The sequence below is a fragment of the Flavimarina sp. Hel_I_48 genome, from assembly GCF_000733945.1.
Lineage (GTDB): Bacteria > Bacteroidota > Bacteroidia > Flavobacteriales > Flavobacteriaceae > Leeuwenhoekiella.
In genome coordinates, this window is sequence record NZ_JPOL01000002.1 from 2,399,834 (window position 1) to 2,422,753 (window position 22,920).

Consider the following 22,920-nt stretch of genomic DNA (forward strand, 5'->3'; position numbering starts at 1 on the left):
GGAATTGAAAATTTGGTCAGTTAATAATCAGTTTTCAGCTGAAATAATAATAGAAATAACAATAATAATAATAGTTTGAAACCCTACAGATTCATCATATCAGGCGGCGGTACCGGCGGGCATATTTACCCGGCGCTGGCAATTGCCGATGGTCTCAAAGTGAAATATCCAGATGCGGAATTTCTCTTTGTGGGGGCACGTGACCGTATGGAAATGGAAAAAGTACCCCAGGCTGGGTATACTATTAAAGGTTTGTGGATCACCGGGATCAAGAGGGAACTTACCCTTTCCAACCTTATGTTTCCATTGAAGTTGATAAGTAGCTTATTGGCTTCGGTAAAAATTATAAAAACGTTCAAACCTGATGTGGTAATAGGGACGGGAGGTTTTGCCAGCGGTCCATTGTTGCAGGCGGCAAACTCTAAAAATATACCCACGCTTATACAGGAGCAAAATTCGTATGCGGGGGTGACCAATAAGTTGCTGAGCAAAAAAGCCAAGAAAATCTGTGTTGCCTATGACAATATGCAGGCATTTTTCCCTAAGGAAAAGATAGTAAAAACGGGAAATCCCGTACGTCAGGACCTGCTTGAAATCAATGATAAGCGAAGAGACGGACAGATAAAATTTAGATTAGAAGAAGGAAAACAAACCCTTTTAGTTCTTGGCGGAAGCCTTGGAGCACGAGCGATCAATGCGTTCGTTTCAAAAAATTTAGACTATATCCTTGCGCAGGGAGTGCAGGTGATCTGGCAGACCGGTAAATTATATTATGAGCAATATAAAGAGAATGACACGTTAGAAAATGTAACCGTGCTGGCGTATATAGATACAATGAATTTGGCCTATGCCGCTGCAGATCTTATCATCAGCAGGGCCGGGGCAGGATCTGTTTCTGAACTTTGTATAGTGGGCAAACCGGTGATTTTTATACCCTCACCTAATGTTGCAGAAGATCACCAGACTAAAAATGCCCAGGCGATCGCAACAAAGGATGCTGCTATTTTACTGGCTGAAAAAGAACTTGAAACGCAGTTCAAACCCATATTTGACGAACTCGTAAAAAATCCGGAAAAGCGCCGAAAATTAGGTGAAAACATAAACAAATTGGCACTTCCCCATGCTACAGATGACATTATTGAGGAAGTGGAAAAGATGATTTTACGAAAAGAATAGAGAATAGAGAATAGAGAATAAAGAATAAAGAGAAGAGAGAGGAAAATAAATTAGAATGTCACTTCGAGTGTTTTCGGTCGGAGCGTTAGCGAAGATCGAAAAAGTATCGAGAAGGAGTTTTTTTGAGTGAAGCGATAGTGGAAATCAAAAATGTATCGAGAAGTGATTTGGAAAACAACATTAGAAAGAACAATAATAAAGTGAACAGCCTGAACCACATAAAAACGTATTATTTCATCGGTATTGGTGGGATAGGTATGAGTGCGCTGGCCCGCTATTTTAAAGCGGCCGGCCATGCGGTTTATGGCTATGATAAAACGCCCAGTACGATAACTAACCAACTGGAAGCCCTGGGGATTTCAATACATTATGAAGATTCGGTTGAGGCGATTCCCGTACATACTGCGGATAAAGAAAGCGTACTTGTTGTTTACACGCCTGCAATCCCTAAAAATCACAAAGGCTTCGCCTATGTCAAAAATCAGGGTTTTAGTATCAAAAAGCGGGCGGAAGTACTGGGGTTGTTGACCAAAGACAAATTTTGCCTGGCCGTTGCGGGAACGCACGGTAAAACGACCACATCAGCAATCCTGGGTCATTTACTGGCCGAAACCGGCGTTCCCGTGACCGCTTTTTTAGGTGGGATCGCAACCAATTATAACAGCAATCTCATCCAGAAAGGCGAAGAGGTCATCGTGGTGGAAGCTGATGAATATGACCGCTCGTTTTTGCAGTTGTATCCTAACATTGCCAGCATCAGTTCTATGGATGCAGACCATCTGGATATTTACGGTGATGTTTCGGTGATGGAAGAAGGTTTTAGGGAGTTTGCCCAGCACGTACAAAAAGACGGAACCCTTTTTATAAAAAATGGACTGGACCTCTCGGGAATTACGGTTGCCGTAGAAGAAAAAGCTGAATTTTCGGCAAATAATGTTACCATAAAAAACGGTGCTTTTCACTTTGACCTGCACTATCCTGACGGGATTTTAAAAGATATTAAAATACAATTACCAGGAAGGCACAACGTGTTCAACGCGGCAACCGCCCTGGCAATGGCCATAAAATATGGTGTTGCGGGTGGAGAATTAAAGTCGGCACTGGGCAGTTTTTCAGGTGTAAATAGGCGTTTTACGTATCGAATCAACAGGGAAGATCTTGTTCTTATTGACGATTACGCACACCATCCCACAGAGATTGATGCGGTGCGGCAATCTGTACGGGAATTATATCCCAACGAGGAGGTTTTAGTGGTTTTTCAGCCGCATCTTTTTAGCCGTACGTGTGATTTTATGGAGGATTTTGCAAAAAGTCTATCCCAGTTTGATGAAGTGCTACTGCTTGATATTTATCCTGCACGCGAAGAACCTATAGAAGGTGTGAACAGTGAATTATTACTGAAAAAAATAACGCTTCCGCGGAAGCGGAAAATTGCCAAAAATGAGCTAAAATCGGCAATAAATGCATCAAAACCGAAGATAATCGTTATGCTTGGTGCAGGTGACATTGGCGTGGAAATAGAAAAATTAACCAAAATACTTACGGCATGAAAGTTAATTGGTTTTACATAAAAATGACTGTTTTAGTCGGTTTTTCGGTGTTTTTGTTCAGTTTTTCGGCCAGAAGAAGCGGTGCGCGCAAGGTGGAAGGGGTACAGGTCAATTTTGAGGCTGGTGATAATCTTTTTATTACTGCCGCTGCGGTTAACAAATTGTTAATACAAAGTAATCAGCACCTTACGGGTCTGGACAAAGAACGTTTAGCTTTGGAAACATTAGAAAAACGTTTGGACAGCAACGCAATGATTGCAAATGCAGATGTTTATCTTACCCTTAATGGCATTGTAGGGGCAAATATTGAGCAACGCAAGCCACTGGCACGTATTGATGCGGCGATACCCTATTACCTGGATAAGACCGGTAGTGCCATGCCATTGTCCAGTAATTATTCGGCACGGGTTCCCATTGTGAACGGTGTGAACAAAGATCAACTGCACGAAGTTTTTCCGCTTTTGCAATATATAAAGAGTGACGCCATGCTTGATAAGCAGATTATAGGCCTTACACGTACTAAAAATGGAGGGTATTTGCTAACGCCCCGGGTGATGGAATATCGTATAAACCTCGGTAAGCCTGAAACATTAGCTTCAAAATTCAATAATTATAAGGCGTTTTATCAAAAAACGTTAAAAGATAAAAGTTTAGAAACATACCGCCTGGTGGACCTTAGGTTCAAGGGACAGGTAGTAGGTACTAAAAAGTAAGTTATGGAAGATAAGGATATAGCGGTAGGACTGGATATAGGCACCACTAAAATCGTAGCAATGGTGGGGCGCTATAACGAATACAAGAAAATGGAGATCCTGGGCATAGGGAAGTCTAAAAGCCTGGGTGTGCACCGCGGTGTGGTGAACAATATTACGCAGACCATACAATCCATTCAGCAAGCTATCCAGGAGGCCGAAAGTGCTTCTGCCATCAAAATAGAAGACGTGGTGGTGGGCATCGCTGGCCAACATATACGGAGTTTACAACATAGCGATTACATAACGCGTGCAAACCCAGATGAGGTGATTGACGGGAAAGATATCGATCTGTTGTGCAACCAGGTTCACAAACTTGTCATGTTGCCCGGGGAAGAGATCATTCACGTGCTTCCGCAGGAATACAAAGTAGACGGTCAGGCCGAAATAAAAGAACCTATTGGGATGTATGGTGGTAGGCTAGAGGCCAATTTTCACGTGGTAGTGGGCCAGGTTTCCAGTATTAGAAATATAGGGCGTTGCGTAAAAAGTGCCGGACTCAATCTGGACAGAATTACGCTGGAACCGCTTGCGTCAGCCAATGCGGTGCTTAGCCAGGAGGAAAAAGAAGCCGGGGTGGCGCTGATTGATATAGGTGGTGGCACCACAGACCTCGCCATTTTTAAAGATGGGATCATTCGTCATACGGCGGTAATTCCCTTTGGCGGAAATGTGATTACCGAAGATATTAAAGAAGGCTGCAGTATTATTGAAAAGCAAGCTGAACTTCTTAAAATTAAGTTTGGTTCGGCCTGGCCAGGGGAGAATAAAGACAATGAGATCGTTTCGATACCGGGTCTGCGTGGTCGCGAACCCAAAGAAATTACCCTAAAAAACCTTTCCAAGATCATCCATGCGCGCGTGGTGGAAATCGTAGAGCAGGTATATCAGGAGATTAAAAACTACGGGCATGAAGAACAGAAAAAGAAACTGATCGCCGGCATTGTATTAACTGGTGGGGGATCGCAATTGAAGCATTTAAAACAACTTGTGGAGTACATCACGGGGATGGATACCCGTATAGGATTTCCCAATGAGCACCTTGCCGGTGACAGCACCTCAGAAACTACGAGCCCACTTTATGCGACTGCTGTAGGCCTTGTCATGAACAGCTTGCAGACAAAAGATGAGAAAAGTAGACGCCCTAAGGAAAAAGAAGAACTTATAGAAGATTTTGAGCAGAAAATAGAAGAAGAACAGGACTTTCAAGAAGATCATCAGGCACCAGAACCCACGAGCCCACGCAAAAGTATTTTTGATAAATGGGCCGAAAAATTCAAGGATTTCCTGGATAATGCGGAGTAGGAAATAAGAGAAAAAGCACAAGGAACAAAGAAAAGTATACTATAAAATAGAATGCGGCTGCTTTTAGGATGTAGAAATACGGATAAAAAGAAGACGTTTTAATCAGTAAAAGAAGATAAAAAATGGATTTTTGCCGTGATTTTTCTTCGGAGTTAGAATAAAAGCAACCCAAATAATAAGAACAGTCAAAACGATTGATTATGAGCAATACAGATTTTGAGAACATTTCGTTTGATCTACCCAAAAACCAAAGCAATGTCATTAAGGTGATAGGCGTAGGCGGCGGGGGCAGCAATGCCATTAACCATATGTTTCAGGCCGGTATCAAAGGTGTAGACTTCGTGGTCTGCAACACAGATGCACAGGCCTTAGAAAATAGTCCGGTACCCATAAAAATTCAGTTGGGCGTAAGTCTTACGGAAGGTCTGGGTGCAGGGGCAAATCCAGAAGTAGGGGAAAAAGCAGCCATAGAAAGTACAGAAGAGATCAAGCAAATGCTTGGTGTAAGTACAAAAATGATATTTATTACCGCTGGTATGGGTGGCGGTACGGGTACAGGAGCCGCTCCGGTTATTGCAAAAATGGCCAAAGAGATGGACGTCCTGACGGTGGGTATCGTTACCATTCCTTTTCAGTTTGAGGGAAAAACACGTAACGAGCAGGCACAGTTGGGTGTTGAAAAATTGCGTTCGCATGTAGATTCCCTTATTGTGATCAACAACAATAAATTGCGGGAAGTTTATGGTAATCTTGGCTTTAAGGCAGGTTTTAGCAAGGCAGATGAAGTACTTGCCACTGCTTCCCGTGGTATCGCAGAAGTAATAACCCATCACTATACACAAAATATTGACCTTCGGGATGCTAAAACGGTTTTGAGTAATAGTGGTACCGCAATAATGGGTAGTGCTCATGCAAGCGGTGGCACCCGTGCCACAGACGCTATTATGAAAGCGCTGGATTCCCCGTTATTGAACGACAATAAAATACGCGGATCTAAAAACGTGCTGTTACTTATCGTTTCGGGAGAGGAAGAGATCACAATTGATGAAATAGGGGAAATCAACGACCACATCCAGGATGAAGCTGGCCATAGCGCAAATATCATTATGGGTGTAGGTGAAGATGAGAGTCTGGGTGACGCTATATCTGTAACTATTATCGCCACTGGTTTTAACGTAGAGCAGCAAAACGAAATCGTAAATACCGAAACAAAAAAAATCATCCATACCCTGGAGGATGAACAAAAGGCACAGCACGAGCTTTCTCCAAAAAAACTGGGAGGAAGTATAAATTTCCCCGCGACCTCAAAAAAGGATGATGAAAAAAAGGAAGATAAAATCGTTAAGCATACCCTGGATGATGCGGTAGATCCTATGGAAATCATGATGCCGTCGCCCAAGAAAGAAGAGCCCCGGGAATTGAAGAAACCAGATTTTATAGCTACCACTTCCGTGATCAGGGATATTATGGTAGAGTATGAAGAAGTATTTGCCCCGCAGGTGCAAGAGCTTTTTATGGAAGAAGAGGATGATGATGACTTTGAGATCGTGAGCATAGATGCACCCGCCCAGGAAGAAGAGGTAATGGATATGTTTGAAGAAGAGGAGGAGCAGTTTACACTTTCTTTTGATATGCCCTTGAACGACAATGCTAACGAAGCAGGAGAAAGAGAAGATGAGGCAGAGATTGTTTATGATCTTGCCGATGATGACCTTCGGAATATAGAGGTTAAAAACCCCATCGAGATCATATCAATGACCGAAGTGGATAGGGAGGGCGAAAAGCGCTACAGCCTAGATGATTATATGGATTTTGAAGAGCAAATGAACAATGCGAAACCAAAAGCCACTGCGAGAGAAGAAGAACCTATGGTTTTTGAGAAAAAAACCATAGCCCCGCAAAAGGAAGAGGATACCGAAGAAGATAAAGATGAGGATCCCATGAACAGTCCTATCTCAAAGTTAATGAGCGAGCGCGCGGCAGAGCGTAGACGTATGCTAAAAGAATTCAATTATAAATTCAGTAATAATCATACTCGCATTGATGAAATAGAAAGACAGCCAGCGTATAAAAGAATGGGCGTGAATTTAGACGATAAACCTTCTGGTCACTCAAATATTTCCAGAACCTCTTTAAGTTCAGATGAAGATGGTATCAAATTGAGAAGCAATAATTCTTTTTTGCATGATAATGTAGATTAAAGAAGGAAAACATAGTAGAAAATCACTCATTTTCTATTTACGTTTTTTCCTTAGAAAAGCATATCTTCGCACTCCGAATTTAAAATGAAGGCCATGAGTTTGCAGACCAGTATAATGAGCGCAATGAAAGAAGCCATGAAGGCCAAGGATCAAAATGCCCTGACTTCATTGCGTGCCATCAAGTCTGAAATTTTAAAGGCGCAGACCGAAACAGGATCTAAGAAAGAGATCTCTGAAGATGAAGAATTAAAACTACTTCAAAAGCTTGTTAAGCAACGTAAGGACAGTGCCGCCATATACAAAGAACAAGGACGCGAAGATCTTGCAAAAGATGAGCTGGACCAGGTTGAGGTGATAGAAGGTTTTCTGCCAGAGCAGCTTAGTGAGGAAAAAATTGAAGCAGAAGTTGACGCGATAATTGCCGAAACTGGAGCTTCGGGAATGCAGGATATGGGTAAAGTTATGGGGATCGCTTCTCAAAAACTGGCCGGTAAAGCAGATGGCAAGACTATTTCTGGTATTGTAAAGAAAAAACTGGCTTAAAAGGCTTTAAAAATGCCCTTTTAGGTATGATTTTAGAATAAATTACCTGATTTTAAAAAATCAGGAGTAATAAAATTTCCGTTTGACGGAAATAGTGAGGCCTCGTGGCGCAACTGAATAGCGCATCAGATTTCGGCTCTGAGGGTTGGGGGTTTGAATCCCTCCGGGGTCACATAATTATCAAAACCACGCTTTTTTAAGCGTGGTTTTTTTATTGTATTCAACAAAAAAGACCGAGGTCTAGGTCGGTCTTTCTTAGGCTAATTCAAAACAAAACACTCAAGCTTACAATTAGGGCAAAGCTAAGGAGCATAGGTTTTTTTGATATCATGTCAACTTTAGCCTTGGGTTAAGATTAAGTAAAGACAAAAGAATTGGGACTGAGCGAAATATAGTTCTGTAAAGAATTTAAAAATCTTTAATTTTTATTTACATTTAAGTGTTTATTATTTCATTTAGAATAAGGATGAATTGGGCAGTATTTTTGATAGCCTTATAGATGAATCCTTAAAAACTGTGTAGCACTAAAATTGATTTGTATATGAAAACTTCCTTTAGGCTTGAGAATGCAATCACAAAATTATATACTGCTTTTCACAACGGCGATTTACATCCTGAATGCTGTAAAAGTTGCGCGGTAGGCAATATCCTGGATAATACGGATAGCTGGAAACACCTTAGCGATACCCACGGTTCAGTGAACTTAAATTATGTAGGTAAGGTAAATGAAGCATTTGGACGTCGCATGAATGGATATACGCCCAGCGAACTTCTACGAATCGAAGCTACTTTTTTACAGGGTTGTGGATACGTTTTGCCCTTGGGAAGAAAATCTAAAAGACCTAAAGACCCCACTTCAAAAGATATACTTTTTAACGGTCTTTGTGCGGTTATTTCTTTTTTGTGCGCTCTTGACGGTATTGATAATGTCATGGATTACTCAAGATTGTTTGAATTTGAAAATGATGCGCCTATATATGCCCTCGCAGAAATGAAGTCGTAAACCCTATTTACACTAAGATAATTGTGTAGACGATCTGTTAATAGTGCCTATCACCAATTAGTAACCACCGAATTTATGAAACATGTTCTCATTTTATGGTGTAGTTTCATGTTCGTGTCGTGTATTCCTTATGCTATTGCCCCAAAACTTGAAGAAAATCATGTTTCTATAGCAAAGCGCTTTCAGAAAGACCTACCTAAAGCGTATGCCTACATTTTTGAAGATCCCAAGAGCGCTTATGAATTTTTTCAGTATATAGAATACAAATTCAACCCAAATCCTGATTATTTTTCCTCTAATATTCCCATTACTGTCAACAAATCAAGCTATTATCTTTCATTCTATGAAGTAGAACGTACCACAAAAACGATCAATCTTGTTCCCGTTATGCTGGATAAAATTTTAGAGAATAAAGGAGTGGAAAACTCGCTTGAAAATTTTTATGAAAGTAGAAGTGGTAATTGGTATTTTGCTATTACCATAACAGACGAGCAGGTGGTAGATGCGCTTAATCCTGATTATAAAAAAAAGGACGAGATTGTTGACTACCTAAAACAGCTCAAAGAAGAATATTTGCGTACCTATAATTATAATAATTTACTCCTTTCTACTAAGTAAACCTTAGGCTTGAGTGTGCTTCTAATCCTAACTTAGTCTTTATCAAATAAGCTTCTGCCAACCCAGAAATAGGTTGGTCTTTTTTCTTTAAGGTTAATTATCGTCACGATTGTGTTAACCATATTCGTACCCAAATCTCATCTTTATCTATTCTTAATAATATTATAATGTCTAAAACAATTCTGAATGCTGCATATAAATATTAACGACTCAAACCCCTTCGTGGAATTTCTAGAAGCTTTTCAGAAAGTCTTGGGGGGAGAGCTCAAAATGTTTGATAATGAACAGCTTCTTTCAGTATTCAATAAGAAAGCCCAGGGCCATCTCAAGTGTGTTCCCTGTAATGGGGGCGTAGGGTTGATAGAATTTGATATTTCTTTTAAAGAGGATTTATGTTTAGATATCAATACCTCAGAGCTAAACTTTCTTTACTTTATTTATAGCCTCGACGGTCAATTCAAAGTGGAGTCCAGGGCAGATAACGATGATAAGATTTTTATTAAAAAGTTTGAGTCTGTGATTATTAGTCTGGAACGCCCTAGCGGAAACCGTATATATTTTGAAGCCGGCCAGAAATTAAACCTCACTATTATTGCCCTAAATGGTCAGCTTTATAGGGAGAGGCACAAAATCACTATTAAGAACAAAGATCCTTTAAATGAACTTTTTGCCAGCGGAAAAGAGAACCCCATTGCTTTCTTGGGGAATTGCGATCTAAAGATCGCAGAATTTGTAAAAGAATTACAGGCGATTACGGCAGATGGGCTTATTAGAAAAATATTGATAGAGAATAAGATAAACGAAATTCTTGCATTACACCTGCAGCATTTTCTTGATTATGGAAATTCAGAAAAGCTAATTGACCTTTCTAAAGGCGAACTTACCAAGGCAATGGATATTTCAGATTATATAAAGGAACAACCGGTACAGCCACACAGTATAGATAGCCTCAGTGCAAAAAGCGGTTTATCACCTGCTAAACTGCAAAAATCTTTCAAATATCTTTACGGCTATACGGTCTCTGATTATGTGCGACACTTACGTCTTTTAAAGTCCGAAGATCTAATCAAAACAACAGATCTCAGCATTTCTGAAATTGTCTATGCCGTAGGCTTTAATAGTAGAAGCTATTTTTCCAAGATCTTCAAGGAAAAGTATCAATACAGTCCTAAACAATATCAAAAACTTTTCAGGGTGACCACCGTATAAAATAGGGGTTTTAATGGCTATTGAGATTAAATTTGAAGTAGTTCCCTAATTCGGTAAGCAATAGATGCAACCCTATACTTTCCATTTTACCTAAATAGGCGGTTGTACACTCCATAGTGAATAGTACTGCGGAATATCTTTTCTATCCTCGCATCCCCTTAAATTTATCGCGATTCATCATTTGCCACATTATTTTACCAAAAACGCAAGGCATTCCATAACTTAAAAAATGCGTAAATTTGGATTCTATTTTAGATATACATGTTAGAGAAATTAAATATAGTAAAGCAACGTTTTGATGAAGTGAGTGATTTGATCATCCAGCCAGATATCATCAGCGACCAGAAAAGATATATAGCCCTCAATAAGGAATATAAAGATTTAAGGGCGCTAATGGATGAGCGTGAAAAATACCTTAAGCACAATCAGCGTATCGAGGAGGCAGATGAGATCATTAAAGACGGTGGTGATGATGAGATGGTAGAAATGGCGCGTATGCAACTCGAAGAAGCAAAAGGGGAAATCCCGAAGCTTGAAGAGAAAATTCGTATGATGCTCGTTCCTAAAGATCCTGAGGATAGCAAGAACGCGGTAATGGAAATACGTGCCGGTACCGGGGGCGACGAAGCCAGTATTTTTGCAGGTGACATCTACCGCATGTACATGAAATATTGTGAGAGCAAGGGCTGGAAAACCAGTACCATAGATTACAGTGAGGGAACCAGCGGCGGTTTTAAGGAAATCCAGGTAGAAATTACTGGTGAAGAAGTTTACGGTACACTTAAATTTGAAGCGGGCGTGCACCGCGTGCAGCGTGTACCGCAGACAGAAACGCAGGGTCGTGTACATACAAGTGCTGCTACGGTAATGGTTTTTCCGGAGGCCGAAGAATTTGATGTGGAGATCGACCCCAAAGATGTGCGAATTGACTATTTCTGTTCTTCTGGTCCGGGTGGTCAGTCGGTAAACACGACTTATTCCGCAGTGCGTTTAACGCATACGCCCACAGGGCTTGTTGCGCAATGTCAGGATCAAAAATCCCAACATAAAAACAAAGAGAAAGCATTTAAGGTTTTACGTTCCAGATTATACGATATGGAACTTGCCAAAAGACAGGAAGAGGAGTCGGCCAAACGTGGATCTATGGTTACCAGTGGTGACCGTAGTGCAAAAATACGTACTTACAATTACCCACAGGGACGCGTTACAGATCACCGTATCAACCTTACGCTTTACGATTTGTCAAATATTATAGATGGCGATGTGCAGCGTATTATTGACGAACTCCAACTGGTAAGCAACACCGAAAAATTAAAAGAAACAGGGGAAACCTTCTAAAAATCGGTCGTTTTTGACCAATAAATGACCATTTTTCGTGAAAATTGATGACCTTATCCAACAAATTCAGCTGAAAAAATCCTTTCTATGTATTGGTTTAGACACAGATCTGGATAAAATTCCGAAGCATTTAAAAGACGGCGAAGACGCACTTTTTCAGTTTAATAAAGCTATTATTGATGCCACACACCATCTGGCTGTTGCGTACAAACCCAATATAGCATTCTATGAAGCCTACGGTCTTCAGGGCTGGGAGGCACTCAAAAAAACCATTGAATATCTTAATGAAAATCACCCGGAAATTTTTACGATCGCTGATGCGAAGCGCGGCGATATAGGGAATACTTCTACACGTTACGCAAAGGCGTTCTTTGAAGATCTCGCGTTTGACTCCGTAACCGTGGCGCCTTATATGGGCAGCGATTCCGTTGAGCCTTTTCTGGCTTTTGAAAACAAGCATACGATTATGCTCGCACTTACCTCAAACCCTGGGGCGTTTGATTTTCAAACGAAAGAAATGGAGGGGGAAGAATTGTATAAAAAGGTTTTAAAGACTTCAAAAACCTGGAAAAACACTCAAAATCTTATGTACGTCGTGGGCGCTACAAAGGCTGAATATTTTGCTGAAATCCGAAAAATAATACCAAATTCTTTTTTGCTTGTACCGGGAATTGGGGCCCAGGGCGGAAACCTACAGGAGGTTTGTAAATTTGGAATGAACGAGAACGTGGGGCTCCTGGTAAATTCATCCCGCGGAATTATCTATGCTTCAGCCGAAAAGGATTTTGCAGAAGCCGCCGCCATAGAAGCTGAAAAAGTACAGCAGGAAATGGCTCAAATCCTATCAAAAAGGGGTATTTAAAGACTGTTTTTCGACCTTTTTAGCGGTTTTTTATCCAGTTATAAAGCCTTAGTTTAGTTTTATCCAAAATCTGTTTTGATGGAATATAAAGATCAGTTGGGCAGAACGTTGAAGTTGGATAGCACTCCCAGAAAGATCGTTTGCCTTGTTCCTAGCCTTAGTGAATTACTTGTAGATCTTGGTTTGGAAAATACGTTGGTAGGAGTCACCAAATTTTGTGTCCACCCAGAGCACCTGCGTGCAGAAAAAACAGTCGTAGGAGGCACAAAAACGGTTCATTTTGACCGAATAATGGATCTAAAACCAGAAATTATCCTCTGTAACAAGGAAGAGAATACACAGGAAATTGTATCAGAATGTGATAAAATTGCCCCAACGCATGTTTCCGACCTTAAAAATCTAGAAGATGTTTATGCGCTGATTATTCAATATGGAAAACTATTTGACGTGCTTGAAAAGTCCCAAATATTGATAGAAAATATAAAGCAAAAAGCGCTCAATTTTCAAGGGAATTTATCAAATACAGTACGTTTAAAGACCGCGTATCTGATATGGAAAAATCCCTATATGGTTGCCGGAAACGATACTTTTATTGACTTTCTTCTGGAGATCAACGGTTTTACTAACATCTTTGCTCAAAAACAAAGCAGATATCCCGAAATTGAACCACAAGAGTTAAAGGAAGCCGATCTGGTTTTGCTTTCTTCAGAACCTTTTCCTTTTAAGCAAAAACATATTGACCTATTGAAAGCACATACTTCTGCCAGGATTATGCTGGTGGATGGGGAGTATTTCAGCTGGTACGGCAGCCGTCTGCTGGGCGCATTTGCGTATTTTGAAAAACTACAAAACCTAATCAAAACCGACTCTTCATCTAAAGGATTGCAATCCCATTAGACCGTATCGTAAGTTTTTTTTCTGATTGTTTCGGTTTCTTCTGCATTTTTAAATACATCCCAGTCCTTGCCCTGCGTACGTCGTGCCCCCAGAATATTAGCAAATTGACCTGCTTTTATGGCATCATTGTAGCGCGCAAAACCATAGGCAAGTCCGCCGGCAAAAGAATCGCCACAACCTGTAGTGTCCACGACCATCCCCACGGGAACAGAAGCGATCCATTCTTTTACGGTTTCACCATTTTTACGTTGGTAGAGAATACACCCACGGGAATCCATAGTGATATAAAAATAAGAGACGCCTTGATCCAGAACATGCTCAGCAAGTTCTTCAAGGTGATCTGTATGATTTTCATCATAAATAGATGGGATCTCATGATCATATTCCCTGGAAAACCACATGCACTGCGATTCTTCCAGGTTCATCTTTAATACATCAATATAGGGAAGCCACTCATCACGATCTACCCAAAATTTGCGATGTCTTTTTCCGGTTACGTCCATGGCAGTCGTGGCGCCATGAGCGTCAAAAACGATAATGCCTTCACTTTTTTCTTTAATGGTACGCAGCGTGCTCAACGATATTTCAAAATCTGTTATGGGAACAAACACAAACGCATCAGCATCTAAATGTTCCTTTATATGTTTCGGTAAAATAGGGTTCATGCAGGCGAGCTGCTTTTCCTCTCGGTTGTTTTGATCCTTAAAATCCAGCATAATCACCGTGCCCCGGTCTTCTAACGTGTTTATTCCGGAAAGATCGATGTTTTCCCATGGCTTAAATTCAGAAGCTATTCCGTCGAGATCTTTTTTATGGATATTGGTCACGGGAGCAACCACGCCCTTGCCATCTAATAGTTTTGCCAGGGCGATTACGGGATGGGTTACGCAACCGTAACGCATGATAATATCATTCGTATAGGTAGAAATGGTATCGCGCGGTATAGGGCCGGCTACGACTATTTTTAACTGATTTGCCATATAGTAAATTTAATCTTGCAATGCGAAAACACGCTGCAATACGGTGGTTGTACGGGCGACGGTAGAGGTGCGGATGTCTTTTTCTTCTACGGCGATCATATTGAAAACCCCATCTAACGCTTCTTTTGTAACATAATCTATCAAATCTGGATTCACATTTGTGGTCAATGGTACATTATTGTAGCGTGTGATAAGGTCGCTCCATATTTTTGCCGCTCCCACTTTTTCAAAAGAAGATTTTATAGTTGGGTTGAATTTTGCGTATAGCTGCTCTCTCGTACGCTCTTCAAGATAATTTGTGGCACTACGGTCCCCACCCAGAAGAATATTTCGGGCATCTGTAAAGGTTATGTCTTTTACGGCGGCCACAAATATAGGTGTTGCCTGTCCCACAGCATCTGTGGCAGCACTATTGAGTGCTTTGATCCCCTCGTCAGCAAGACTTCCCAAACCTATGGTGCGCAAGGTTTTATCCACTTTTTGTAACTCTGGCGGTAAAAGGATCCGTGCAAGTTCGTTGTTGTAAAATCCGTTTTGTTCCGTGAGTTTATTTACTTGTTCTTCAATACCTTTATCAAGTGCCTGGCGCAGGCCAGTTGCAATAAGTTGATTGTCAACGCCTATTTGTGGCATACCGCCAACTACGCTCTGTAATTCGGCACAGCCGTAAAGGGTAAATACTAAAAGAATCGCGAGTATTTTTTTCATCATAATGGTGCTTCTTTCAAATATACTAAATTACAGAGGCTTTCTGAACTATTTTAAAGTGTAGTTACGACCTGATATAAGGTGTTTATAGATCACTAAAATTATGATCCTGAAATTGATCAGTCTGTGAAATTTAAATAGGTATTTAATGAGTAATCGAAAATAATTAAAAAAATAGTGGTTTGCTTGTTAAATCCGTAAATTAGCAACCATATAACGAAGAAATATTACGAATGGAACAACCAAAGCCTTATAAGCCAAAACATAAAGTACGTATTGTAACCGCGGCATCCCTTTTTGATGGGCACGATGCGGCGATAAACATTATGCGCCGTATTATACAGTCTACCGGTGTGGAGGTTATCCATTTGGGTCACGATAGAAGTGTGGAAGAGGTGGTGAATACCGCCATTCAGGAAGATGTGAACGCTATCGCAATGACCAGCTATCAAGGTGGTCATACCGAATATTTCAAATACATGTATGATCTCCTTAAGGAAAATGGAGCGGAGCATATCAAGATTTTTGGTGGCGGTGGCGGTGTAATCCTTCCAGAGGAGATCAAAGAATTACAGGATTACGGCATTACCCGTATTTATTCGCCAGATGATGGCCGGGAACTGGGTTTACAGGGAATGATCAATGATTTGGTAGAACGAGCAGATATAATCCCCCCGGCCCCCGAAGGGGAAGCGCTCCCTCAGGCATTGAAAAGGAAAGATGTAAATACCATTGCACGTTTGATTTCTTTGGCAGAAAACAACCATGAGGAGTTCGTCCGGGTATTCCCCCCTTCGGGGGGCAAGGGGGGAACCCCGGTTCTGGGAATTACCGGTACCGGTGGTTCGGGTAAATCTTCGCTCGTAGATGAGTTGGTACGCCGTTTTTTATCTGATTTTGAAGATAAAACCATTGGGATTATCTCGGTTGATCCTTCAAAACGCAAAACTGGTGGCGCGTTATTAGGGGATCGCATTCGTATGAATGCCATTAATTCACCGCGTGTTTACATGCGCTCGCTCGCTACGCGTCAATCCAATCTGGCATTGTCAAAATATGTGCAGGAAGCCGTTGAGGTTTTAAAAGCCGCAGCATATGATCTGATTATTCTGGAAACTTCTGGAATAGGCCAGAGCGATACCGAAATACTGGATCATTCTGATATTTCGCTTTATGTAATGACACCAGAATTTGGTGCCGCTACCCAACTCGAAAAGATCGATATGCTTGATTTTGCCGATCTTGTGGCGATAAATAAGTTTGATAAACGGGGCGCGCTGGATGCCCTGCGCGATGTCAAAAAACAATACCAGAGAAACCATGGACTCTGGCATTCTGATCCCGAAAAACTTCCGGTTTACGGTACGATTGCTTCCCAGTTCAATGATCCTGGGATGAATACCTTGTACCAGAAAATAATGGGCGCTCTAGCAGAAAAAACCGATGCTGGTTTGATAAGTACCTATGAGATTTCCGAAGAAATGTCTGAGAAGATTTACGTGATCCCGCCGGCACGCGTACGCTATTTGTCTGAAATCGCCGAAAGTAATCGTGGTTATGACCAGACCGTAGCAGCGCAGGTAGAAGTCGCACAGAAACTCTATGGTATTTATAAGACGATAGAATCAATAACGAACACTTCAATAGGCCTTACCAAAAATGGCCTGGAAGAAGAGGTGATCCTGAACGATGTTCAGGAGGACACTGATAAACAGTTGGTAGATTTGCTTATCGCCCAGTTCAATAAAACCAAAATGGATTTTGATCCTTACCATTGGGAAGAGATACTTAACTGGGACAACACGGTAAAAAAATATCAGGACCCCGTTTATTCCTTTAAGGTACGCGATAAGGAAATCAAGATCGACACGCATACCGAGTCGCTTTCCCATACGCAGATCCCAAAAGTTGCCCTGCCTAAATATAAAGCCTGGGGCGACCTGCTGCAATGGATCTTGCAGGAAAATGTACCTGGCGAATTCCCATATACTGCGGGGCTGTACCCTTTCAAACGTCAGGGTGAGGATCCCACGCGTATGTTTGCCGGTGAAGGTGGGCCAGAACGAACCAACCGCAGGTTTCATTATGTAAGTCTGGGGCTGCCCGCAAAACGGCTTTCCACCGCATTTGATTCCGTTACTTTATATGGTAATGATCCTGACGCGCGCCCTGATATTTATGGGAAGATAGGTAATGCCGGTGTTTCTATATGTTGTCTTGACGATGCTAAAAAGCTCTATTCTGGCTTTGATCTCGCCCATGCGATGACTTCCGTAAGTATGACCATTAACGGTCCCGCGCCTATGTTGCTGGGCTTTTTTATGAATGCCGCTATAGATCAGCAATGTGAAAAATATATAAAGGAAAATAATCTTGAGGCCGAAGTTGAGAACAAAATAAAGAAGATTTATCAGGAAGGCGGACTGGAACGTCCACAATACCGCGGCGAGCTTCCGGAAGGAAATGATGGTTTAGGTTTAATGTTGCTGGGTGTTACCGGTGATCGCGTTTTGCCAGAAGATGTTTACCATAATATAAAAACAGAAACCATGGCCGTGGTTCGCGGTACCGTTCAGGCAGATATTTTAAAAGAAGACCAGGCGCAGAATACCTGTATTTTTTCTACGGAATTTGCCCTGCGGTTGATGGGCGATGTGCAGGAATATTTTATTGAGAAGAAGGTGCGCAATTTTTATTCGGTTTCCATTTCTGGATATCATATTGCCGAAGCGGGAGCGAATCCCATTACACAGCTGGCACTTACCCTGGCAAACGGTTTTACATATGTAGAATATTACCTGAGCAGGGGGATGGATATCAATAAATTTGGGCCCAACCTTTCCTTCTTTTTTTCCAACGGAATCGACCCGGAATATGCCGTTATTGGCCGCGTTTCCCGTAAAATTTGGTCAAAAGCGCTAAAATTGAAATACGGTGCTAATGCCCGTGCACAAATGTTGAAATACCATATACAGACTTCGGGTCGTTCCCTGCATGCACAGGAAATTGATTTTAACGATATCAGGACCACGTTGCAGGCGCTTTATGCCATTTACGACAACTGTAATTCACTCCATACCAATGCGTATGATGAGGCGATCACAACGCCTACGGAAGAATCTGTGCGCCGGGCGATGGCCATTCAATTGATCATCAACAAAGAACTGGGACTTGCAAAAAACGAAAATCCCATACAGGGTTCTTTCATTATCGAAGAACTCACAGATCTGGTCGAAGCAGCCGTTTTAACCGAATTTGACCGCATCACCGAACGCGGCGGGGTGCTGGGCGCTATGGAGACCATGTACCAGCGCAGCAAAATTCAGGAAGAAAGCCTGTATTATGAAACGCTTAAGCACAACGGTGATTTTCCTATCATAGGTGTAAATACCTTTTTGAGCAGTAAAGGTTCGCCCACCGTAACACCTGGCGAAGTCATCCGCGCTACGGAAGAGGAAAAACAATTTCAGATCACCACGCTTGAAAAGCTGCATATAACCTATGAAGACAGCGCTGAGGAAGCTTTACAAAAAGTGAAAAATGCGGCCGTTCATAATGAGAATATTTTTGGTGAATTGATGGAAGCGACCAAAGTCTGCTCCTTAGGCCAGATCACCGAGGCCTTGTTTGAAGTTGGTGGACAGTATAGGAGGAATATGTAAGCAGAAGGTTCATTATTCTATTTTCCGAGAAATAAAAAGGTGTATTTAGCATAAAATAGTAGGTTTTTTGACCCATTTTCTGAGCTAAAATGCCAGATATCGTATCGATTTACAGCTTTATTTTAATTGTTCTATAAAGTTGGTCTTTGCTATTCCAGTGGTAAGTAGCCTATAATTTTGCAGGGTTAAGGTTTTTGTAAAGTATTGTATTTGATAGGAAAATTCAGTTAAATTGGTGCCTACCAAGACTTTAAAAAATGAAAAAATTCATACTATTTATATTTATAACGTTTTTTTTTCTTGCCTGTAAAAACGATAATACGGATTGTTGTGTAATGCCCAATGAATTACCCAATGTAGACGGACTGGCTATTTCGCAGAGCGAAAACAGTTTTGATAATACCTATAATGCTATACGCTCTGCATTGCAAAACAATGATGCCATAGGAATTGTTGCTGAAGTTGATCACGAAGCTAACGCTGAATCCGTTGATCTGGAGCTTGGTCATAGCAAAGTAATACTTTTCGGTAATCCCAATCTGGGAACGCCTCTAATGCAGGAAAATCAGTTGGCCGGGCTGGATCTTCCTCAAAAAATACTGGTTTACGAAAAAAATGGGAATGTTTTTGCCGCTTATAATAGCACGGGCTATCTATCTAATCGCTACAACCTGACTGCAATGACCCTGGAGCAAATTGAAATAGCGCTGAGCGATCTGGTCACAAATGCAACGAATGTTGTACCCACAATTCCAGGAGATGATACTGTTGATTTTCAAGAAGGGGTAGTTACGGTAGATAGCAATAAACCCTTTAGCGCAACTTATGATGCGTTAAGATCTGCGATTGCTGACAATAGCAATCTGAAAATTATTGCTGAACTTGATCATCAGGAGAATGGCACGTCTGTGGGTAAAACGATTCGCCCCACACGGTTGATTGTTTTTGGAAATCCCAGGTCAGGTACGCCCCTTATGCAAAACAAACGTAGCATCGCTATAGATCTCCCTCAGAAAATGCTGGTTTGGCAAGATGATGCAGGAATCACCCATATTTCGTACAATGACCCAGATTATTTGGCCAGCAGGCACGCTATTGATGGAAATACCGAGATTTTAAAAACTATTTCAGATGCGCTCAGCAACCTTAGCGAAGCAGGAGCAAAATAGAAAAATAAAATCAGCCTTTTAAACAAAAAGCCTTCCCTTTACGGAAGGCTTTTGTTTGGAATAAAACAATTATTTGGGATAATAAAGGGTAGAAAACATCTTTTTTACACCAAAAATCACCCCTATTTCAATAGTTTTTCTCCCTGGAAACGGTGTTTTTCAATTCCTCTCCGCTTTGCAATCTTTTGTAGTTTTCCACGACCTGATCTGCAATAGAAGAGGGATCGCTTTTACTGGCTGTGTGGGGTGTGATCAGAATCTTTTCATTATCCCAAAATGGATGGTCTTCCGGTAGAGGTTCTGTATGAAAGACGTCAAGGGCCGCGCCGCTTAGTTTTCCATTTTTCAGGGCTTCTGTCAAATCATCATCTACCACATGTCCACCACGTGCGACGTTGATTATATATGCATTATCGGGAAGTTTTTTAAAGAGATTTTTGTTCAAAATATTCTTGGTTTCTTCGGTAAGAGGTAGAAGACAAACCAAAATTTCCGTGGTAGCCAGGAAATCATCCAACTGCTCATCACCTGCAAAACTTTCTAGTCCGTCAATATCTTTTTTAGAATTTGCCCAACCTGTAAGTTTAAAATTATTTCTGTGCAGTGTTTTTGCGACCGCTTCTCCTAAAACGCCAAGACCCATGATACCTACGGTTACATCTGGAGCGCGTTTATAGGGGATAGGTTTCCAATTATGTTCTTTTTGAAAAGTCGTGTATGTATTTAGGTTTTTAATGGCGTTTAGTGTTTGAGCCAATACAAATTCCTGCATATCGCCTATCAGGTTTTCATCAACAATGCGGGTCATCTTAATATTTTCAGGCAGGCTGGGGTCCTCAAAAAGGTGATCAACCCCGGCTCCCATTGATCCAATTACCTTATTGTTTGGATAATTGTCAAAACTTCCGTGGGGAGCTTTCCAGGCCAGGATCATATTCACATCTTCCTTATTTTTCAGGCTTTCTGGGGTAAAAACCGGAAAATCTGGATCTATTTTTTTTATGGCTTTGAGCCATGGTTCGTAATTTTTATCGTTACGTATAAGTAGTAGGGACATAGTACTTTGATTCTGAGAGGTTAAAATTGTAGTTTATCTAGATTGTTTCAAATTTATAGATAAAAAATCATTAGTGCGGGTAGATGGTTTGCAAATCTATTTTTCAAAGGTGGCCTAGTGTAAATGAAGGTACGCATTAGCCTTAACTGGTCAATTAAAAGTATAGATCATACGTTATTTATGATTTTAAGCGGTTTTCCAGATATTTTTGATTTGATCGCCGCATAAAAAAACAGCATCCTTTGAGGGATGCTGTTTTACCATGGAGACTGGGGGTATATTTATATCCCGAAAGTTTCCTTTACCTTATCTACGTAATCAAGTTTTTCCCAGGTAAACAATTCAACTTCTTTCGTTACTTTACCGCAATAGGGGCTTTCAAATATTTTTGTAATCGTTTTTGGTGACTTCCCAAGGTGACCGTAGGAAGCGGTTTCCCTATAAATTGGGTTACGTAATTTCAAGCGTTTTTCAATTGCCGAAGGCCGCATGTCAAATAGCTCACGTACTTTTTTTGCAATTTCACCATCCGTAGCATCTACATGAGAAGAATTATAGGTCTCTACATAAATGGAAGTTGGCTCCACCACACCAATGGCATAAGAAACCTGAACCAAAACTTCATCAGCAACACCGGCCGCAACAAGGTTTTTTGCAATATGACGCGACGCATAGGCAGCAGAGCGGTCCACTTTACTGGGGTCTTTGCCTGAAAAAGCACCACCACCGTGCGCACCTTTTCCACCGTAGGTATCAACGATGATTTTGCGTCCGGTTAGGCCGGTATCGCCATGCGGGCCACCTATTACAAATTTACCCGTTGGGTTTATGTGGTATGTGATCTCCTCATTAAATAGTTTTCCCAATTCTTCTGGGAGGGCATTTTTAACACGGGGAATCAAAATTTTGATTATATCCTCCTTGATTTTTTTTAGCATTTTCTCATCATCGGCATCAAAAGGATCATGCTGGGTAGAAACAACAATGGCGACAATTTTTTGAGGCACATTATCATCCGAATATTCGATGGTGACCTGCGATTTTGCATCTGGGCGCAAGTATTTGATCTCGTTGTCTTCCCTGCGCAATTTTGCAAGTTCGATCATGATACGGTGTGAGATATCAAGTGCAAGCGGCATATAGTTTTCGGTCTCTTTTGTCGCATAGCCAAACATCATTCCCTGATCGCCCGCGCCTTGCTCTTCTTTAGATTCCCGGTCTACACCCTGATTGATATCCTGCGATTGCTCATGAATAAGCGAAATCACGCCACAGCTATCACCACTGAACTTATAATCCCCTTTTGTGTAACCAATATCATTGATTACCTCACGGGCAATAGTTTGTACATCAATGTAAGTATTGCTTTTCACTTCGCCGGCAAGTACCACCTGACCTGTAGTTACAAGGGTTTCGCAGGCAACTTTGGCCTCTGGGTCAAAAGCCAGGAAATTATCTAGAAGCGTATCACTAATTTGGTCTGCAATTTTATCTGGATGTCCTTCAGAAACACTTTCCGAAGTAAATAAATATGGCATAAAAATTCAATATTAAATGTGTGAAAACAGTGCAAAGGAAGAAGACTTTTAGCCTGCCAGGGGAGTGGATACTGCCTTTAGCATTTTTAAGGTTCCCTTGTGGAGCCTCGAGGTAGCAATCAGTCAAATCTTTCCTCAAAATCAGAACAAATGTATATTTTTAATGAAGAATATAAAATTTAATACGTCGATTTTTGAATAATTTATGAATACTGAAAATATTGAGATATAGGACTAACGTCAAACTCTCATTTTAACCCCTGTATTTTACTCCTTCTCAAAAAACGTATTTAAATTATTAGTTTCTATCATTTTTTTGATATTTCCCTTGCAATTCTCAAAAACGTTTTGC

General features: G+C 41.1%; 18 protein-coding genes and 1 tRNA gene. 15 read left to right on the top strand and 4 right to left on the bottom strand.

What is annotated here, in order from left to right:
- Positions 1–75: 75 nt before the first annotated feature.
- The 13 genes from murG to P162_RS10655 all read left to right on the top strand — a co-directional run bounded on the left by murG (position 76) and on the right by P162_RS10655 (position 13,454).
- The gene (murG, locus tag P162_RS10595) at positions 76–1,176 is read left to right on the top strand and encodes an undecaprenyldiphospho-muramoylpentapeptide beta-N-acetylglucosaminyltransferase (RefSeq protein WP_031427376.1); all 1,101 of its coding nucleotides are present in this window, start codon (positions 76–78) and stop codon (positions 1,174–1,176) included.
- 257 nt (positions 1,177–1,433) lie between these two features.
- Positions 1,434–2,726 (top strand): UDP-N-acetylmuramate--L-alanine ligase, encoded by a 1,293-nt coding sequence (gene murC, locus P162_RS10600; RefSeq protein WP_051908054.1) that lies wholly within the window; start codon positions 1,434–1,436, stop codon positions 2,724–2,726.
- Positions 2,723–3,439 carry a cell division protein FtsQ/DivIB gene (locus P162_RS10605; protein ID WP_031427378.1) on the top strand — a complete coding sequence of 239 codons (717 nt, stop codon included), beginning with the start codon at positions 2,723–2,725 and terminating at the stop codon, positions 3,437–3,439. The genes murC and P162_RS10605 overlap by 4 nt, the downstream gene beginning before the upstream one ends.
- Positions 3,440–3,442: 3 nt before the next feature.
- On the top strand, positions 3,443–4,783 hold the full coding sequence (ftsA, locus tag P162_RS10610) for a cell division protein FtsA (protein ID WP_031427379.1): 1,341 nt from the start codon (positions 3,443–3,445) through the stop codon (positions 4,781–4,783).
- A 200-nt stretch (positions 4,784–4,983) separates the two neighbouring features.
- Positions 4,984–6,984, top strand: coding sequence for a cell division protein FtsZ (gene ftsZ, locus P162_RS10615; protein WP_031427380.1), 2,001 nt, complete (start codon positions 4,984–4,986; stop codon positions 6,982–6,984).
- Between the two features lie 93 nt (positions 6,985–7,077).
- Positions 7,078–7,527 carry a GatB/YqeY domain-containing protein gene (locus P162_RS10620; RefSeq protein ID WP_031427381.1) on the top strand — a complete coding sequence of 150 codons (450 nt, stop codon included), beginning with the start codon at positions 7,078–7,080 and terminating at the stop codon, positions 7,525–7,527.
- Between the two features lie 98 nt (positions 7,528–7,625).
- A tRNA-Arg gene (locus tag P162_RS10625) sits at positions 7,626–7,699 on the top strand.
- A gap of 369 nt (positions 7,700–8,068) precedes the next feature.
- The gene (locus tag P162_RS10630; RefSeq protein WP_031427382.1) at positions 8,069–8,530 is read left to right on the top strand and encodes a hypothetical protein; all 462 of its coding nucleotides are present in this window, start codon (positions 8,069–8,071) and stop codon (positions 8,528–8,530) included.
- A gap of 75 nt (positions 8,531–8,605) precedes the next feature.
- Positions 8,606–9,148, top strand: a complete 543-nt coding sequence (locus tag P162_RS10635) for a hypothetical protein (protein WP_164076245.1) — start codon at positions 8,606–8,608, stop codon at positions 9,146–9,148.
- Between the two features lie 186 nt (positions 9,149–9,334).
- Positions 9,335–10,357, top strand: a complete 1,023-nt coding sequence (locus P162_RS10640) for a helix-turn-helix domain-containing protein (protein WP_031427384.1) — start codon at positions 9,335–9,337, stop codon at positions 10,355–10,357.
- A 261-nt stretch (positions 10,358–10,618) separates the two neighbouring features.
- The gene (prfA, locus tag P162_RS10645) at positions 10,619–11,695 is read left to right on the top strand and encodes a peptide chain release factor 1 (protein ID WP_031427385.1); all 1,077 of its coding nucleotides are present in this window, start codon (positions 10,619–10,621) and stop codon (positions 11,693–11,695) included.
- A 37-nt stretch (positions 11,696–11,732) separates the two neighbouring features.
- Positions 11,733–12,557 (top strand): orotidine-5'-phosphate decarboxylase, encoded by an 825-nt coding sequence (gene pyrF / locus P162_RS10650; RefSeq protein ID WP_031427386.1) that lies wholly within the window; start codon positions 11,733–11,735, stop codon positions 12,555–12,557.
- A gap of 78 nt (positions 12,558–12,635) precedes the next feature.
- Positions 12,636–13,454 carry an ABC transporter substrate-binding protein gene (locus P162_RS10655; protein WP_031427387.1) on the top strand — a complete coding sequence of 273 codons (819 nt, stop codon included), beginning with the start codon at positions 12,636–12,638 and terminating at the stop codon, positions 13,452–13,454.
- Here P162_RS10655 and P162_RS10660 read toward each other — a convergent pair.
- Both P162_RS10660 and P162_RS10665 read right to left on the bottom strand, forming a co-directional pair.
- Positions 13,451–14,434 (bottom strand): carbohydrate kinase family protein, encoded by a 984-nt coding sequence (locus P162_RS10660; RefSeq protein ID WP_031427388.1) that lies wholly within the window; start codon positions 14,432–14,434, stop codon positions 13,451–13,453. The two genes, P162_RS10655 and P162_RS10660, sit on opposite strands and share 4 nt — an antisense overlap.
- Before the next feature lie 9 nt (positions 14,435–14,443).
- Positions 14,444–15,142, bottom strand: a complete 699-nt coding sequence (locus P162_RS10665; RefSeq protein WP_031427389.1) for a DUF4197 domain-containing protein — start codon at positions 15,140–15,142, stop codon at positions 14,444–14,446.
- Positions 15,143–15,375: 233 nt separating this feature from the next.
- Between P162_RS10665 and P162_RS10670 the strand changes: the two genes are divergently transcribed.
- Positions 15,376–18,804 (top strand): methylmalonyl-CoA mutase family protein, encoded by a 3,429-nt coding sequence (locus tag P162_RS10670; protein ID WP_031427390.1) that lies wholly within the window; start codon positions 15,376–15,378, stop codon positions 18,802–18,804.
- Positions 18,805–19,061: 257 nt separating this feature from the next.
- Complete coding sequence (locus P162_RS10675) at positions 19,062–19,973, top strand: DUF302 domain-containing protein (protein WP_031427391.1); 912 nt, start codon at positions 19,062–19,064, stop codon at positions 19,971–19,973.
- Between the two features lie 127 nt (positions 19,974–20,100).
- Here the strand turns inward: P162_RS10675 and P162_RS10680 are convergent, their stop codons facing one another.
- A complete protein-coding gene (locus P162_RS10680; RefSeq protein ID WP_031427392.1) occupies positions 20,101–21,030 on the bottom strand; it encodes a 2-hydroxyacid dehydrogenase in 930 nt (309 codons plus the stop codon).
- Between the two features lie 281 nt (positions 21,031–21,311).
- A complete protein-coding gene (metK, locus tag P162_RS10685; RefSeq protein WP_031427393.1) occupies positions 21,312–22,568 on the bottom strand; it encodes a methionine adenosyltransferase in 1,257 nt (418 codons plus the stop codon).
- Between the last annotated feature and the right edge of the window lie 352 nt (positions 22,569–22,920).

Bases quoted from the DNA above. Each gene is read 5' to 3' on its own strand.
- murC (WP_051908054.1), top strand. From the start codon at position 1,434: ATGAGTGCGCTGGCCCGCTATTTTAAAGCGGCCGGCCATGCGGTTTAT.
- P162_RS10605 (WP_031427378.1), top strand. From the start codon at position 2,723: ATGAAAGTTAATTGGTTTTACATAAAAATGACTGTTTTAGTCGGTTTT.
- ftsA (WP_031427379.1), top strand. From the start codon at position 3,443: ATGGAAGATAAGGATATAGCGGTAGGACTGGATATAGGCACCACTAAA.
- ftsZ (WP_031427380.1), top strand. From the start codon at position 4,984: ATGAGCAATACAGATTTTGAGAACATTTCGTTTGATCTACCCAAAAAC.
- P162_RS10620 (WP_031427381.1), top strand. From the start codon at position 7,078: ATGAGTTTGCAGACCAGTATAATGAGCGCAATGAAAGAAGCCATGAAG.
- P162_RS10630 (WP_031427382.1), top strand. From the start codon at position 8,069: ATGAAAACTTCCTTTAGGCTTGAGAATGCAATCACAAAATTATATACT.
- P162_RS10635 (WP_164076245.1), top strand. From the start codon at position 8,606: ATGAAACATGTTCTCATTTTATGGTGTAGTTTCATGTTCGTGTCGTGT.
- P162_RS10640 (WP_031427384.1), top strand. From the start codon at position 9,335: ATGCTGCATATAAATATTAACGACTCAAACCCCTTCGTGGAATTTCTA.
- prfA (WP_031427385.1), top strand. From the start codon at position 10,619: ATGTTAGAGAAATTAAATATAGTAAAGCAACGTTTTGATGAAGTGAGT.
- P162_RS10655 (WP_031427387.1), top strand. From the start codon at position 12,636: ATGGAATATAAAGATCAGTTGGGCAGAACGTTGAAGTTGGATAGCACT.
- P162_RS10660 (WP_031427388.1), bottom strand. From the start codon at position 14,434: ATGGCAAATCAGTTAAAAATAGTCGTAGCCGGCCCTATACCGCGCGAT.
- P162_RS10665 (WP_031427389.1), bottom strand. From the start codon at position 15,142: ATGAAAAAAATACTCGCGATTCTTTTAGTATTTACCCTTTACGGCTGT.
- P162_RS10670 (WP_031427390.1), top strand. From the start codon at position 15,376: ATGGAACAACCAAAGCCTTATAAGCCAAAACATAAAGTACGTATTGTA.
- P162_RS10675 (WP_031427391.1), top strand. From the start codon at position 19,062: ATGAAAAAATTCATACTATTTATATTTATAACGTTTTTTTTTCTTGCC.
- P162_RS10680 (WP_031427392.1), bottom strand. From the start codon at position 21,030: ATGTCCCTACTACTTATACGTAACGATAAAAATTACGAACCATGGCTC.
- metK (WP_031427393.1), bottom strand. From the start codon at position 22,568: ATGCCATATTTATTTACTTCGGAAAGTGTTTCTGAAGGACATCCAGAT.